Genomic DNA, 15327 nt, shown 5'->3' with positions numbered 1-15327 from the left:
TACACCCACGCGGCATCCTGCCGTGGCGTTTGGACGAGAGTGCCACACACCGGTTGGTTTATCCGGTTCTCATTTTCGGAGCAATAAAAGTCGTAAACCCAAATTAAAGTAATTCAAATCTCCCTTGCTTACAAAATCAAATCCCTTGACATAAAATTGGCAGCCTTTCAGCGATGAGACATTCCATTGGGTTTGACGGGGTCATCATCTTCTTCGGCAGCAAAAATCGCATCTCTATTACTATAGCCAACACTTGGGACACAACGTCATTATCAACCGGTCATAACATAATACCGTGAAAAACTTCGCGAAATGTTACGAGGTTTCCGCTGTTTAGGAGTAGCCGCAGGTTATTTTTGGCAAACGGGCCTGTATCATTGCTATTGCGGCAGGGTAACGGGACCGGTTTCATCCCGCGCGGGGCGGGGACTCTATCCTCTATACTCTGAGTACTTCCCGTTGCATCGCGGCGACGAGCAAGCGGCGCCGGCAGCGAGGCGGGCTCGAGGTATGGCGAGTATCTGGAACAGGCAACGCGCGCTATTCTAACGCAGAATATTGTTGCGCATAATGTCAACTTTTGCGTCGTCTGTGATTAATACGCACTTGTAGGACGAAATGCTTGTTTTAAAGGATAAAATATCCTGATAGTTAGTATATATTGATATACTCGTTATCCTTCGGACTGGCTCTTGGTCGGTTGCGCGCGGTCACTCTGGTCACATCGTCAACGCTGTGGCGAAGCTGTGGGAGATATTTCCTCTTTCCCCGCGGATCCGTCGTTGGCGCGTCGCATTTGCTTTCGGCTAATGTGATCCGCCAGCGGCGCGACGCATGCCGGATGTTTTAGAGTAGAGAGGTGTCTTTGCCCTGGAGACTTGAGCAATAGTCTCGCTATCCGGGCAGATCCCCGGCCCCGCCTCGTCCCGGCGTGCATTGTCCGATCCGTTTGTCAGGGAGTTACGGGAGAGTGTGTCCGGCGCTGGATAAACCCAATGGAGAACAGTTTGCGGATCAGACGCTCGTTAACGATAAAGCAAATGGCTACCGTGTCCGCCGTGGCATTGGTCGCCATTTGTATTTTTATAGCGATCCAGCTGTTTCATTTTGTCCAGCAACGCCGTCAGGATGATGTCCAACAATTGCAAAGCATTGCCGCTTCCGTGCGTCAGCATCTTTCCGACGCCGTGCTCAAAGGGGATGTCCGGCAGGCGGCGAAGGTCCTGCAAACGCTTAGGCCGGTGGGCATCCTGAGCCGGGCCGAGGTGGTCCTGCCGGGAGAGGTTTCGGTATTACGCGAGGATTTCCTGTCCGAGCGACCGGTACCCGCCTTGATTGGCAAAATGTTCCATCTGCCGGTGGCAATTACTGTGCCGCTCTATGCCCCGCCTCGCCCCGCCGACGCGCACGCCTTGGCATCGCTGGTGCTGCGTGCCGATTCATACCGGTTTTATCGGTTTATCGTCAGCGCCTTTTCCACCATGGTGACCACCTATCTCTTGCTGGCGCTGGTCATGACCGTTTCCATCACCTGGTGCACGAACCGCCTGATAGTCCACCCACTGCGAAATATCGCGCGCGAGCTGGACAAACTGCCGCCCGGGGCGGCGCCCAGCCATCAACTGGCTTTGCTCGCTTTGCATCGCGATGACGAACTGGGCCTGCTGATACGCAGTTATAATCGCAATCAACAGACGTTGTCCGGAATGTTAGACGATTTGAGCCGGTTATCCACCCGGCATGTGGAAACCGCTTTACCGAATAAGACGCTGTTCACCGCCATGCTGGATACACAGTTGGCGCTGCCAACCCGTGCGGCGCATTTATGTGTGCTGGTGATCGCCATCCCCACCTTGCAGGAAGCCGCCGGCGCGCTGACCGAGGCGCAACGGGGCAAGCTGCTGATGACCCTTATCCGCCAATTTAAACGTCACATGTGCGACAGCCGTTTCCTTGGCCAGCTTAATCATAATGAGTTCGCGATTTTCGATAAAGGGATACAAAATCCGTTCGACGCGATGCAACTGGCGCAAGATATCATGAAAAGCATTACCGCGCCGCTCACCATCGGCGACCTGTCGTTGCGACCGGTGGCCAGCATCGGTATCGCCCTCAGGCAGCGGCAGGATGAAACGGCGCATCAGTTATTGCGCCGGGCCACTTCCGCTATGATGTCGGCCCATGACAAGGGCAAGAACCAGATTTTGTTTTTTGATCCAAAGCTTATGGAAATGGCCCATCGTCGCCTGACGCTGGAGGGCACCATACTCGAGGGCATAGAACAGGGACGTTGCGCGCTGTTTTTCCAGCCGCAGCTCGATATCCGCAGTCAGCGGCTGATCGGCGCTGAAGTCCTCCTGCGCTGGCGCCAGGAGGACGGCAGCTATTCCCTGCCGAGTGATTTTATCAGTGCCGCGGAGGAGATCGGCGCCATGGTGCCGTTGGGGAACTGGGTACTGGAAGCGTCTTGCCGTGTGTTGGCGCAGTGGCGAAGACAAGGTATTCAATTGCCGCTGGCGGTGAATCTTTCCGCCAAGCAATTGCAGGAAGCCAATCTGGTTCCCTTTCTCAAACATCTGGTGGCCCGCTATGAAATCGGAAACGCGCAACTGGTATTGGAAATCACTGAAACCGCGGAAATCCGCGAATTCGAACAGTCATTGGTTTTGTTGCGACAACTGCGGCAACTGGGCATTTTGATCGCGCTGGATGACTTCGGCATGGGCTATGCCAGTTTGTACTATCTGGATCGATTGCGCGGTCTGCCCATTGATTTGCTGAAAATCGACCGGAGTTTTATTGAAGGGTTACCCCAGGATAAGGTTATGCTGCGCATCGTCAGCGCCATCGCCCGCGTTTTGTCGCTGCCGGTGATAGCGGAAGGCGTGGAAACCGAAGCGCAGTTGCAATGCCTCTTGCAGGAAAACATCGGGTGGGGACAAGGCTATCTGTTCGCCGAGCCTTTGCCGCAGCGGGAGTTTGAGCAGAGGTTCTTGCATTTTGCCGCTGTTTGAACGCCGTATTCCGCGGCGCGATCGGCGGTCGGTCGCCTGGTTTTCACCCTGTATCGGCGGTTCTCGCCCGTTATCCTGCTGTTTCGTCATCATCCGGTAATATTTTCTGCGCTGCGGTGACATCCTTAAAGGTCCGCGGTCTAACATCGTGGTACACTTTGCGCCACGCTTTTTTCCAACGGAAAAAAAACAATCGATGGAACGCACGGTAACCGTCTGATCAAGATTGAATTTTTAATGAGTAGTTTTTGAGTAGGGGTTCACATGCAGGGCACCGGAATTCGTCTTTTATTGAGCGGAATCTTGCTGGCGACGGTGGGTGGCAATGTGCAGGCAGAAGCATTACAGCCCGATCCCGCCTGGCAACAGGGTAAACTCGGTAATGGTTTCTCCTGGCAAGTATTGACGACACCACAGCGACCGAACGATCGCATCGAATTACGGTTGATGGTCAATACCGGCACATTGGCTGAAAACCCGCGGCAAACCGGTTATGCGCGGCTTTTGCCCCGTTTGGCGCTGACGCGCAGCGAGAACGTCGACGCTGAACAGATCACGTCCTTTTGGCGGCAAGGATTGGGTATAGAACATCCCCAGCCGCCGGCCATCATTTCCTATGATTATACCCTCTATGCCCTAAGCCTGCCGAACAACCGCGCCGATTTACTTAAAGATGCGCTGCGCTGGCTGGCGACCACCGCCGGCCACATGGCCATCAACCCCATGACACTGCACGCCGCGCTGCAGGGCCAAGATCCGGTGATCACCGATCCGCCCGATCCCTCCAGCGCCTGGTGGCACTATCGGCTCAAGGGATCGATGCTGCTGGCTCACGATCCCGGCCAGACCGTGGCCGCGCCGGTCAACGCCCAGCAATTGCAACAATTTTATCAGCGTTGGTATACGCCGGACGCCATGACCTTATATGTCGTCGGCAATGTGGATGCGCGCAGCCTGGGCGAACAGATCGGCAAGACCTTTTCCTCCCTGAAAGGCAAACGGGATACGCCGCCGGCCGTTCCCACGCTGTCGCCGCTACCTCGCCGGCCGGTCAGCCTGATGAGCCGCAACGGCAAGGAAGACAGCCTGAAGCTGGTGTGGGATGGCCCATGGCAGCCCATCCGCGATTCCCAGTCGCTGAATTTGTACTGGCGCAGAGATTTGGCGCGCGAGGCGCTGTTTTTGCACATCGAGCAGGCTCTGAAGGATAATGGCCTCAAACAGGCCAACCTGCGGTTCGATTGCAATGTGCATTACCAGCGCGCCCAATGCGCCATACATATGGATACCGTCTCCGATAACCTGATGCCGGCCATGACCCTGATGGCCCATGAATTGGCCGACCTGCGCAATAACGGTCTGAGCAAACAGGAATTTGACACGCTGATGGCGCGCAAAACCGCCGAGCTCAGTACCTTGTTCGCCACTTATGCGCGCACCGATACCGGCATACTCATGAGCCAGCGGTTGCGTTCCCAGCAAAACGATGTGGTGGATATCGCCCCCGAACAATACCAGAAACTGCGTAACGACTTTCTTTCCCACCTCTCGCTGCAAATGCTTAATCAGGAATTGCACGCCCAAATATCCCAGGACGCGGCGCTTATCCTGATGCAGCCGCAAGGCGAACCGGAGGTCAATATGAAAGCGTTGCGGGAAAGTTATGATCAAATCATGGCGCCGGGCCCGCAGCCCGCCGCCGTTGATGAAAGCAAACCGGAAGCGACCGACGCCCCTCCGCAATCCTGACCGTTGCGGGGTGTCCGGTCGTGAGATGCCGCGCCCACCGACAATCGGTGTCACAGATCTCCAACGCCGGCAATGAGCTGGCCGCGTCCCCAAGTCGCCGGCCACTGGCCGGCGACTTGGGAAGAAGGGCTCTAGCCCGCGCTGTCGCGGCGGCGCAACAGCCAATACAGCGCGCCGGCCGCCAACAGGGAATTCAGCGACGGGATTCCCCATTGCGCGGCCACTCCGGTCAGACTGCCGGCCGCCCAGGCGCACATGGCCGGCCAACCGATAGCCGGCGTGGATGCCGCGTCCGGCAACTGTCCTTGGGATCGGCTGCTGTCGAGAATAGCGCGGTGGGAACGCAGGATGTAATAGTCAATCAGCATCACGCCGGCGATGGGCGGGAACAAGATGCCGAACACATTGAGAATGCCTGAGAATTGTTCGAGGATGCCCATTAGGGAAATACCGGTGCCCACCGTGCCCAGCAAGAATGTGAGAGAGCGATAGGACCATTTCCTGCCGGTCAGTCCGGACAAGGTATTGACGAAGCCCAGCGCGGAAGAATACAGATTGATATCATTGATTTTTACCGTCGACAGCATTGCCGAAAAGAGCCCAAGCCAGCCGGCGCTTTGGGTCATGATGGCGACCACGTCCGAGGTACTGAGCGCCTTGGCCACGATAATGGAAATGCCGTTGACGATAAACTCGCCGGTCAGGATGGACAATGTCATCATCCAGAAGACATGGCGGCCATTGCGGCAATAGCGGCTCATGTCAGGGGATATGATGGCGAACACCATATAGCTTCCCGCCACCATCGTCGCCGCCGCGCCCAGGCTGAGCGGCGGTCCGGCCGGCGGCGCGGCGAGCAGCGCGGCGATATCCCGCCCGCTCACCAAATCGAAACAGATCCAGGCCACCACCAGGACAAACAGCGGCACCGCCGCCTTGGCCATCCAGTCAAGTCCGCGGAAGCCGAAAGCGACCAGCGCCGTGAGCATCAGGCCGGATGCGCCGGCCGCCAGAATGAAAATCATCGGATCCTGCGTATCCAGTTCCAGCGCGTAGATCATGCCTTTCGCCAAAATGGCGTTTTGCACGCCGAACCACCCCAGCATGCTCAGGGCGATGGCCAGTCCGATCAGTACCGATCCATAGCGGCCAAAACCGCACCAGCACGACAACAAGCTGGTGGATAGCCCCTCCCGCGCGCCCGCCATACCCAGTCCCAGGCTGATAAATTCCAGAATCAGGCCGCCAAGCACCGAAGCCAGCATGGCCTGGCCCAGCGTCATGGAATGCCCCAAGGTGGCCCCCACCATAAACTGGACCAGGGACGTCGTTGCGCCGATACGCACAATGGCCACGCTAAATAAATTCAGCCTGGCATGGTCAGGTACGCGGCATGAGGCATAATCATCCGAAGTGTTTTTTTTCATATCGCCCATCTCCTTATGAGGACAATCCGTCGTGGTATCGGTCATGGCTAGCCGATAGGGTATATACCCGTCATACTTCAAGCTGCCTCTTTGTTGGCTGCGTTTGCCTGATATCGAAACACAAATCAAATTAATTAAGATGTATATATTACTTAAAAAATCAGTCAGTCATTTTCTGACCCATGCCATAATGATATTATCAGCCGATTCGACCCAGAGTAGGAGTGTGAATAACTAAACCATTAATGCTCGTCATACTTCACGTTGCCTCATTGTGGGCGACATCTGCTTGTCAATAAAGGGTCAGCTTGAAGTATGCCGGACTTATTCGATATTAACTTAATCGAAAGGCTTACAGGGATGGAATATACTGATGCCAGGCGGGTAATTTTTTCTCTGGCGCCATAACATGAAATTGACTAAGGTAACAAAGTTGTTTTGCCGGCATAGGGAAAAACATCTACTCCAGAATTATCCAGGCCGCATCGCGGTGGCAGGCCATGTCGCCCGCCAAGGGGCAGCGCGCGGTATACTCGTCATGCTTCAAGTCGCTTCATTGTTGGCGGCGCTCAGATACCGCCGCGATGCAACTCGAAGTATCAAGAGTACAGGACGAGTATATTCATGCATGGCGGAAGATAGGCTTGTTGTTTCCACCCATATGATGAGAGGGACCATTATGACTAAGGAAAGTATATCTACCGGTAATCGTCAGGCGCCTGAAATCGACATTCCCACCTCTTTGATTTCCCTGCTTGATCAAATGACCGATCCCTTTAGCATTAAAAATCTGGACTCACGTTACTTGTATGTCAATCCCGCGGCGCTCAGGCTATTTGGCGTCAAGCGTCTGGACGATGTGGTGGGCAAACTGGATAATGAAATCAAATCCAGGCTGGTTGAGTTCGATAATGCCGCCGAGGAATTTAAACGTGGCGACATGGATGTATTCCGTACCCGTCAGAACTTGTCGACATTGGAAATTCATCCCTTGGCGGTGGATTACCCTTATTTGGGGCACCGCATCCCCTGGAAGAGTGATGAAGGCGATTGCATCGGCGTTATGGCTTATATCCGTAAATTGGAAGTGTATACGCTAAACGATTTCATTAATGGTCATATGCCTGGCTCATTATTACTTAATAAACCTGATGACTTTTTTACCGAACGCGAATGTGAAATCATGTTCTACCGGCTGCAAGGCTTAAAAACCAAAGAAGTCGCCGAGCGTTTGAATCTTGCTGAAAAAACTATTTCCAATTATATGCAATTATTGTATGAAAAAGCCGGCGTCAGCCACTTTGATGATTTCCGTGAGTTTTGCAGAAAGAAAAACTATGACCGTTATTTGCCGCGCCGTTTCATCTTTGATAATCCCATCGATTTCGCCTATCCGCAAATGACGCAACCTCGCAAAGCACAACGTTATTGACGCCGGCGCCGGTCCGGCCTCACCTGCGGCCGCAAGGGCGGGTTAGCGCGCTTGCGGCCATCTGGCTCGGGAACGCCCCCGCAGTTAGCGGGGCATCGCCTCCCGCGGGATAATGGCGCCGCGGTATTGTATCACCGTACTGGCGGTGAGGTGGCCGCTGGCGGCGGCCTCGGCCGCTTCGCCGCCGGTTAACCGTACCGCCAGGTATCCCGCGCTGAACGAATCGCCGGCCGCGGTGGTGTCCACGACATTTTCCTTGGGCAGACGGACAGCCGGCACTTCCTGCAATCGGCCGTGCTCGGTCGCCACCAGGCAAGCCTCGGCGCCGCGTTTAATCACAATTTCCCGGACGCCCCAGGCGCGGGTCCGTTGGATCACCTCATCCACCGACAGTTTTCCCCACAACAGGTCTTCGTCGTCCAGCGTCAGGAAGGCGATATCGGCGCATGACAGGATATCGCGATAGGCGCTGCGGGCTTCCTCGGCGTTTTGCCACAAACGGGGACGGTAGTTGTTGTCAAAGATGACTTTGCCGCCGTTGGCCCGGCAGGTTTGCAACAGCGAGAACAGGCGTGACCGGCTTGCGGCGCTTAATATAGCGATACTGATGCCGCTGAGATAGAGATAATCGAAGTCGGCCAATTGGCGGCAGATATTCTCCGACTCTTCGCTTTCCAGCCAGTAACGGGCGGCGGCCTCGTTGCGCCAATAATAGAAGGTGCGCTCCCCGCTGGCATCGGTTTCGATGTAGTACAGACCCGGCAAACGGTTCGCCATACGCTGAATCAGATCGGTTTTAACGCCTTCCTGCCGCCAGGCACTCAGCATCTCCTCACTGAAATTGTCGGTACCCAGCGCGGTGACATAATGCACGTCCAGGACGTTTGCCGGCGCCAGCCGGGAAAGATATACCGACGTATTTAACGTATCGCCGCCGAACCCGCGTTTAACGTCGCTCCCCTTTTGGGACAGTTCAATCATGCATTCGCCGATAACGGCAATATTTTGAGTTGTCATTAACTGCTGGCCTGTATGAATAAAGTGACTAATGAGAGTGATTGTCCGTTTAAAGCCTGTTCCATCAAGACTATTTACCTGCCTTTTGGGCGCTGGGACGTGCTCGATATCCTCACGTACTCCGTGCGCGCGCCGGCTTGCGCGCGCGGTCCGTCTCCAACTGGCCGCGACAATTACGCCTTCTGGGATAGGCTCTTAGTCTCAACAGATCGACCGGTTCAGTCAATAGCTGTTGAAACGTTGTTTTAATTAAATTTGACGCGGATCGTCGTTCATTGGCCGGCCGGTTGCCTGTTTGGGTCGCGGCAGATAAAAAAATCCTCGTCTATACTCGAGATACTTCAAGACGCCGCGTTGTTGGCTGCGTCCGCCCACCCTGATCGCACGGTCTGCCATGTGTCCGGGGGACGGGTGGCGGACCCGGAGAAGGAGGGCGGGATGACGCGGTTATGATTGACATAACAAAGGCGCCGCAAGGGGAAAAAGCCGACATGACCAGAACCAGTAAGGCGATTAGCGCGACACTCGTGGTTTTGCTGTTGCTGATCATCGCTGCCATTATCTATATCGCCACATACGATCTCAATCGTCTGAAACCCGCCATCGACCAGAAAGTGTCGGCGGAACTCAATCGCCCGTTCGCCATCAACGGCGATTTGGGCGTGCGGTGGCAGCGTCAGCCCGGTGAAACCGGTTGGCGCTCATGGGTGCCGTGGCCCCATCTGCATGCACAGGACGTGGTGCTGGGCAATCCCCCCGACATTCCCGGCGACTACACCGCCCGGCTGACCCGGGTGGACGCCAGCATATCGCCGCTGGCATTGTTGCATAAAGAGGTTTACCTGCCGCGTATTACCCTGGTCGCGCCCGACGCCTCCCTTAAACGCCTGGCCGACGGAAAAAACAACTGGACTTTTAATCTGGCCAATAGCGATATCGCGCAACAGCAAAACAGCCCTCCCTCGACCTGGTCATTCAAGGTGGACGAAATTGTGTTCGATCAGGGCAAGATCGATTATCAGGATGCCATCACCAAAGCAGACGTTCATCTGCTGGTGAATCCGCTGGGTAAACCGGTGCCCTATGCCGAACTGTCCGGCAGTGATTCCCCCGCGACCGATACCGCCGCCAAACCCGATGATTATGTCTTTGGCTGGAAGGTCAGCGGTAAATACAACAACGAGCCTCTTCGGGGCGAAGGCAAAATCGGCGGGATGCTGTCGCTGCGCAGCAAAGACCGGCCGTTTCCATTGCAAGCCGACGTAAGCTCCGGCGATACCCGGGTGGCGTTGACCGGCACGCTGGATGATCCGATGAACCTGGGCGGGCTGGATCTGCGGCTGAAACTGTCCGGCAACAGTCTCGGCGATTTGCATGGCCTGACAGGCGTGGTATTGCCTGATACGCCGCCCTATGCCACTGACGGACACCTCATCGCCCATTTTCAGGGCAAGGAGGGCAACCGGTTCCGTTATGAAAAATTCAACGGCCGGATAGGCCAGAGCGATATTCACGGGTCGCTGGAATATGTGCAAAGTCAACCGCGTCCCACGCTGACCGGGGAAGTGGTATCGAACCAATTGCGATTCGCCGATCTGGGCCCGTTGATCGGCGCCGATTCGGGCACCGCCGCCGGCAAGGAAAAGGCCAGGACGCAGGCGGTCCAGCCACCGGATAAAGTTCTGCCCCATACCCAGTTCGAAACCGATAAGTGGGATACCATGGATGCGGATGTGACCTTCAGCGGTAAACGTATCGAGCATGGTAAATCCTTGCCTATCAGCGATTTGTATACGCATGTCAAATTAGATGACGGCGTGCTGCGGCTTGACCCACTGCGCTTTGGCCTGGCGCGGGGCAATCTCAACGCCACCATCCGGCTGGAGGGTAACCTCACCCCGATGCGCGGCCGGGCCGATCTGCATGCCCGGGGTTTGCAGCTCAAAGCGCTGTTCCCGAATGTGGACGCCATGCGCAGCAGCATGGGCGAACTAAACGGCGATGCGCAGTTTACCGGAACCGGCAATTCAGTGGCCGCCTTGCTCGGCAGCAGCAACGGGACGCTACGGCTACTGATGAACGACGGCGTGATAAGCCGTAACCTGATGGAAATCGCCGGCCTGAATGTCGGCAACTATGTGGTGGGTAAACTGTTTGGCGACGAACAGGTGAAAATCAATTGCGCCGCGGCGGATTTAAACGTCCAAAACGGTCTCGCCACGCCACATCTGTTTTTGTTCGATACTGAAAATGCGGTGATTCGTATTTCCGGCACCACCAACTTCGCCACCGAACGTATGAATTTATCCATTGATCCGGAAAGCAAGGGCGTGCGAATAGTCACATTGCGCTCACCGCTGTATGTGCGCGGCACGTTCAAACATCCCGACGCCGGGGTGAAACCCGGGCCGCTCATTACCCGTGGGGCGGCCGCGGTGGCGCTGGGGGCGGTACTGACGCCGGCGGCGGCGCTACTGGCGCTGATTTCACCCAGCAGCGGCGACCAAAACCAGTGCGGACCCATTCTCAAACAGATGAAACAGGCCAAATAACGGCGAAGCGCAACCCGCCGGGTCAGCCGTGGCGCAGGATGGCGCAGTTATGGTCTTGCAGTTCCTCCGGCGAGGCGCGGTTGTCGCGCAGCAGATTACGTTCCACCGCCAAGAGAACAAAGGCGCCGTCGGGCAGTTCCGCCATCGCCATGCCATAATGCCCCATTTCGGCGGCGGCGCCCGGGACCTCCCGCGCCAGCATAATAAAGGGGCTTTGCTCCGCCAGACCGCTGGCGCTGATCCGCTTGGCCAGATAAGGATGGCCCGCCAAGGGAACGGGCAGCGTTTGCCAGGATGGGCCAATGATATCGGCTTCCTGATTGAGTTGTTGGCGGACATCGGTGCGCAGGCAGGAAATGTGGATATGCAATTGGTTTTGCGTGCGCCCCGACGGGGAATTGATTGCCAGGGACACGGCGCTGTCGGGCACCGGCGTGCCGGCTTTTTCCGTCATATATTGTCGGGCTTGCCAAGCATGGTAGAAAAAGTTGGGGGTTTTTTCATCCAATAATCGCGGGCTTTCGATACCACTGATTTTCGCCACGGGCATCAATAGAAACTGCAACGGCCCTACCCGATCCTTGAGCACCACGTAGCCCGCTTCCAGATTTACCTCGCGGCAGGGGTCGGGATGGCCGAGCTGCTGCTGGTGCGGTACGCATTGCTGGCTGTCTATCCGCCATAACGCATCGGGATTGCCCGCCGGCGCGCGGTTGAAATAAAAAAAGCCGCCGGCCGCGGCGATAACGATCGCCGCGCAAGCCCATGTCAACGGATTACGATGAAGTCGCCTATTCAACATAATGTCAGTTCCCGGTGCGGAAAGTAAACCGGCCGGATCATGTCGATACCGGCCCGTCCAAGAGGCAAGCGCGCTCATCGGCGGAATGCCGTCGAGCTGCGCTTATCCTACACCGTTTTAAGCGACGGTTGATTACAATGTTTTATGCCGCGTTTCCTGACTGGCCAGCAAGGCCAACAGCGTCAGGACCGCCATCGACGCCAAATACACGCCCACGTAAAATAACCCGTAATGGGTATTGAGCCAGGTGGCGATATAGGGCGCCACCGAGGCGCCGATAATGGAAGCGACGTTATAGGAAAACGATGCGCCGGTATACCGCACTTCGGTGGGGAATAATTCCGGCAACAGTGCGCCCATCGGCCCGAATGTCAGGCCCATAATAATAAAGCCGCACAGCAGAAACGCCATCACCTGCCACAACGAGCCCGAACCAAGCCAGGACGGAAACAGCAACGCGAATACGATGATCAGCAGAGTAATGGCGATCATGGTCCTGCGTCGGCCGAAACTGTCGGCCAACTGACCGGCTATCGGCACCAGCAACCCGAACCCGATGACCCCCACCATCAGCATCAGCAGGAAATCGTTGCGGGAAATACCCAGACCCAGCGGCTTGGGGGCCGTACCGAACGTCAGCGAATAGACGGTCATGATGTAAAACAGGGTATAGGTCGCCACCATAATAAAGGTGCCAATTACCGTCACTTTCAGGTGCTTGCTGAACAGCCTGCCGATGGGGATGCGCACCTGTGCCTTGGCTTGGGCGATTTTGGCGAACACCGGGGTTTCATGTAGCGAGATACGCACATAAAGCCCGATGATGACCAGCGCCGCGGAGAGAATAAAGGGCACCCGCCAGCCCCAGCTCAGAAATTGCTGGTCGCTTAGCAGCCAGGATAACAGCAGGAATATTCCGTTGGCGAAAAAGAAACCGATTGGCGCGCCCAATTGTGGAAACGAACCGTATAAAGCGCGCCGGTGAGCCGGTGCGTTTTCAGTGGCCAGCAATGCTGCGCCGCCCCATTCCCCGCCCAGCCCCAGCCCTTGGCCAAAGCGCGCCAGCGCCAACAGAATCGGCGCCAGGATGCCGATGGTCTGGTAACCGGGCAACAGGCCGATGAGAACCGTGGACAATCCCATGGTCAGTAACGACGCCACCAGCGTCACTTTGCGTCCCAGCCGGTCGCCAAAATGGCCGAACAATGCCGACCCGATGGGCCGCGCCACAAACGCGATGGCAAATGTCGCCAGTGATTGCAGCGTGGCGGCGGCGGCATCCCCCTGGGGGAAGAAAATATGGGGAAAGACGATCACCGCCGCCGTGGCGTAAATGTAAAAATCAAAAAATTCGATGGCGGTGCCAATCAGCGAAGCCACCAAGACTTTGCCGCGCGAGTTGATCGGCAAAGACGCGGCTTCTGTCGGTATGGTTGGTGCGATGGAAGACTGCATTGTGTTTCTTAATAATTAAATTTGTAAAAGAAAGGCATCTTAGACACAGGGAAACGCAATTTCAATGGTGTTTTTTTGCACAAAGGGGCGCTAAAAAGCGAATAAAGCAGATAATGCGTCTGTTATCTTGTCCGCCAGAGGTTCCCCCTGAACAAGAATTATTCAACAGTGTTTAACCCTGGCAAAGCGGCAAAGAAAAGCGCCAAGCAGGTTAATTAAGCCGAATCTAGACCTACTGGCGGCCTAATTCGGTTTTATATAGGGAATAACCGGTATTTTAACGGAATTTACTGCCGGTATAGTCATTACCGGCGTCAGAATATCACGCGCAACGCCAGCGGCCGGTTGCATTCTCGCCGGCCGCTGGCGTTGCGCGACTTGCCGTTATGCTTGCGCGCCGTGGGAAAAGGCATCGTCGGACAGTCCGCGCCCGGCATCAGGCAAGACGCGTCTAGGATGACCGGGCGTCTTTCTTTGCCGGCGCCTCGGCGGTGGCTATCCAGGCCGCACAGAACAGGATTAGCCGGGCAAAGAAATAAAAGAAGGCCATCAGGCCGAGCACTGAGCCGAAAGCGGCGCCGGAGGGCGAAGTGGCCAATTTCGGCAGCGTCAGCGTCATAATGATTTTGATCGCTTCAAAGCCGATCGCCGCCAGCAAGGTGCCGCGAAAGATGGCGATACTGTGGGGTTTATGGCGGGGTATGATCCAGAAAATCCACAAAAACAGGAGATAATTGGCCAGAATGGAGATCGTCAGTCCGATAATGGTCAGTGCCGGTCGCAGCCAGGCGATGGCGTCCAGTCCCAGGGCGCTGACGATGCGGGCTTGGGCGGCGCCGGCGATTGATGTTAGCGCCAGGGTAATGCACAGGGCGATGATCAGGCCGAAAAGCGACAGCAGGTCACGCAGGTATTTCATATAGAATTTCTCCGCGTCGCGCGGATTGCGCTCCCATTCATCGCGCAACTGGGCGCGAATCGCCTCGCGCAGGTTGCCCATCCAGTTGAGCCCGGAATAGAGGGCAATCAACAGCCCGGTGATGCCCACCGTGGTACGTTGGGCCACCGCGGTTCGCACGGTGGTTTTCAGGGTATTGGCCAGGGTGGCGTCGTTGATGCTGTCGGCAATTTTATTAATAAGATCGGTGAGAATATCCGGGTTGGAGGCCAGGAAGAACCCCACGCCGGCGAAGGACACCATCAAAATGGGAATCAGTGACAAAAACGAAAAATAGGTGATTGCCGCGCCGAACTGGCTACCCATGCGATCATTGAACCGTTCCACAGCGCGAATCATATGGGCAATCACTGGATTGGCGCTTATCCTGGCGACAACCTGCCCGCCGCGTGAAAGCATTTTGTCCGTCCAGGCATTCCCGGTATGAATATCGGCGAAAACCGGCCGGGATTTGGCGTGCTGGACGGCAGGGGGGGTGGTTAATTTATCGGCCATAATTCCTCTTGTCCATTGTGCAACGATATTCGCCATACAAAAGTCGCCCCTGTGTCGGCGGCGTTCGTTCGCGCCGGCCATCGCGGTGGCCGCGCGCCGGCAAACCCCAGGCGCATCGATAACTCAGTGACCGGGGGACGGGCAAACACAGCCGGCAAAGAGGCCGCTTGAGGTATGACGTGTCTATAAAGCCGTATGATGATTATAGGTAAAGTCTGGTGATTGCGAAGGCGAAGGACTTATCGAATGGCTATGACATTCAGTTTGCTCATCTGATAGCGAATATCGTGCCATTGCCGAAGGAGAAAACCGTTATCAGCCTTAACCGATTATTCTGATTGCCGGCGGGCCGATCACGGGACGGTAATGAATGGGGCGATAAAGACAGCAACGGGCCGCTGCCGTCCGTTAATGGAATCGCGGTCA

General features: G+C 56.0%; 9 protein-coding genes. 4 read left to right on the top strand and 5 right to left on the bottom strand.

Translation table 11 applies throughout. From position 1 onward, the window contains the following. Nucleotides 1-995 precede the first annotated feature (995 nt). The gene (hmsP, locus tag FCN80_RS07270; protein WP_136989462.1) at nt 996-3014 is read left to right on the top strand and encodes a biofilm formation regulator HmsP; all 2019 of its coding nucleotides are present in this window, start codon (nt 996-998) and stop codon (nt 3012-3014) included. Between the two features lie 264 nt (nt 3015-3278). Next, nucleotides 3279-4763 carry a M16 family metallopeptidase gene (locus tag FCN80_RS07265; protein ID WP_136989460.1) on the top strand — a complete coding sequence of 495 codons (1485 nt, stop codon included), beginning with the start codon at nt 3279-3281 and terminating at the stop codon, nt 4761-4763. Between the two features lie 131 nt (nt 4764-4894). Here FCN80_RS07265 and FCN80_RS07260 read toward each other — a convergent pair whose 3' ends face one another. Continuing rightward, nucleotides 4895-6190 carry a purine-cytosine permease family protein gene (locus tag FCN80_RS07260; protein ID WP_136989459.1) on the bottom strand — a complete coding sequence of 432 codons (1296 nt, stop codon included), beginning with the start codon at nt 6188-6190 and terminating at the stop codon, nt 4895-4897. Between the two features lie 409 nt (nt 6191-6599). Between FCN80_RS07260 and FCN80_RS07255 the strand changes: the two genes are divergently transcribed. After that, nucleotides 6600-7622, top strand: coding sequence for a helix-turn-helix transcriptional regulator (locus tag FCN80_RS07255; protein WP_230492542.1), 1023 nt, complete (start codon nt 6600-6602; stop codon nt 7620-7622). An 84-nt stretch (nt 7623-7706) separates the two neighbouring features. Here FCN80_RS07255 and kdgK read toward each other — a convergent pair whose 3' ends face one another. Continuing rightward, nucleotides 7707-8639, bottom strand: coding sequence for a 2-dehydro-3-deoxygluconokinase (kdgK, locus tag FCN80_RS07250; protein WP_136989457.1), 933 nt, complete (start codon nt 8637-8639; stop codon nt 7707-7709). A gap of 449 nt (nt 8640-9088) precedes the next feature. On the opposite strand from kdgK, the gene FCN80_RS07245 reads away from it, so the two are divergent. Further along, nucleotides 9089-11191: an AsmA family protein gene (locus FCN80_RS07245; RefSeq protein WP_230492541.1), complete on the top strand. Its 2103-nt coding sequence runs from the start codon at nt 9089-9091 to the stop codon at nt 11189-11191. 22 nt (nt 11192-11213) lie between these two features. On the opposite strand, the gene FCN80_RS07240 is transcribed toward FCN80_RS07245, so the two are convergent. From FCN80_RS07240 to yhjD, 3 genes are all read right to left on the bottom strand, one after another. Further along, nucleotides 11214-11993, bottom strand: a complete 780-nt coding sequence (locus tag FCN80_RS07240) for a CDP-diacylglycerol diphosphatase (RefSeq protein ID WP_136989455.1) — start codon at nt 11991-11993, stop codon at nt 11214-11216. Between the two features lie 132 nt (nt 11994-12125). Further along, the gene (locus FCN80_RS07235; RefSeq protein ID WP_136989453.1) at nt 12126-13448 is read right to left on the bottom strand and encodes an MFS transporter; all 1323 of its coding nucleotides are present in this window, start codon (nt 13446-13448) and stop codon (nt 12126-12128) included. A gap of 451 nt (nt 13449-13899) precedes the next feature. Further along, a complete protein-coding gene (gene yhjD / locus FCN80_RS07230; protein WP_136989452.1) occupies nt 13900-14901 on the bottom strand; it encodes an inner membrane protein YhjD in 1002 nt (333 codons plus the stop codon). Between the last annotated feature and the right edge of the window lie 426 nt (nt 14902-15327).

Origin of the sequence: Martelella alba (genome assembly GCF_005217455.1) — a bacterium.
Classification (GTDB): domain Bacteria; phylum Pseudomonadota; class Gammaproteobacteria; order Enterobacterales; family Enterobacteriaceae; genus Acerihabitans.
The sequence above is the reverse complement of the archived record's forward strand: the minus strand, read 5'-3'. Positions and strand labels throughout refer to the sequence as shown.

Coding starts and splice junctions, on each gene's coding strand:
- hmsP (WP_136989462.1), top strand. CDS start 996: ATGGAGAACAGTTTGCGGATCAGACGCTCGTTAACGATAAAGCAAATG.
- FCN80_RS07255 (WP_230492542.1), top strand. CDS start 6,600: ATGAAATTGACTAAGGTAACAAAGTTGTTTTGCCGGCATAGGGAAAAA.
- yhjD (WP_136989452.1), bottom strand. CDS start 14,901: ATGGCCGATAAATTAACCACCCCCCCTGCCGTCCAGCACGCCAAATCC.
- FCN80_RS07240 (WP_136989455.1), bottom strand. CDS start 11,993: ATGTTGAATAGGCGACTTCATCGTAATCCGTTGACATGGGCTTGCGCG.
- FCN80_RS07245 (WP_230492541.1), top strand. CDS start 9,089: ATGATTGACATAACAAAGGCGCCGCAAGGGGAAAAAGCCGACATGACC.
- kdgK (WP_136989457.1), bottom strand. CDS start 8,639: ATGACAACTCAAAATATTGCCGTTATCGGCGAATGCATGATTGAACTG.
- FCN80_RS07260 (WP_136989459.1), bottom strand. CDS start 6,190: ATGAAAAAAAACACTTCGGATGATTATGCCTCATGCCGCGTACCTGAC.
- FCN80_RS07235 (WP_136989453.1), bottom strand. CDS start 13,448: ATGCAGTCTTCCATCGCACCAACCATACCGACAGAAGCCGCGTCTTTG.
- FCN80_RS07265 (WP_136989460.1), top strand. CDS start 3,279: ATGCAGGGCACCGGAATTCGTCTTTTATTGAGCGGAATCTTGCTGGCG.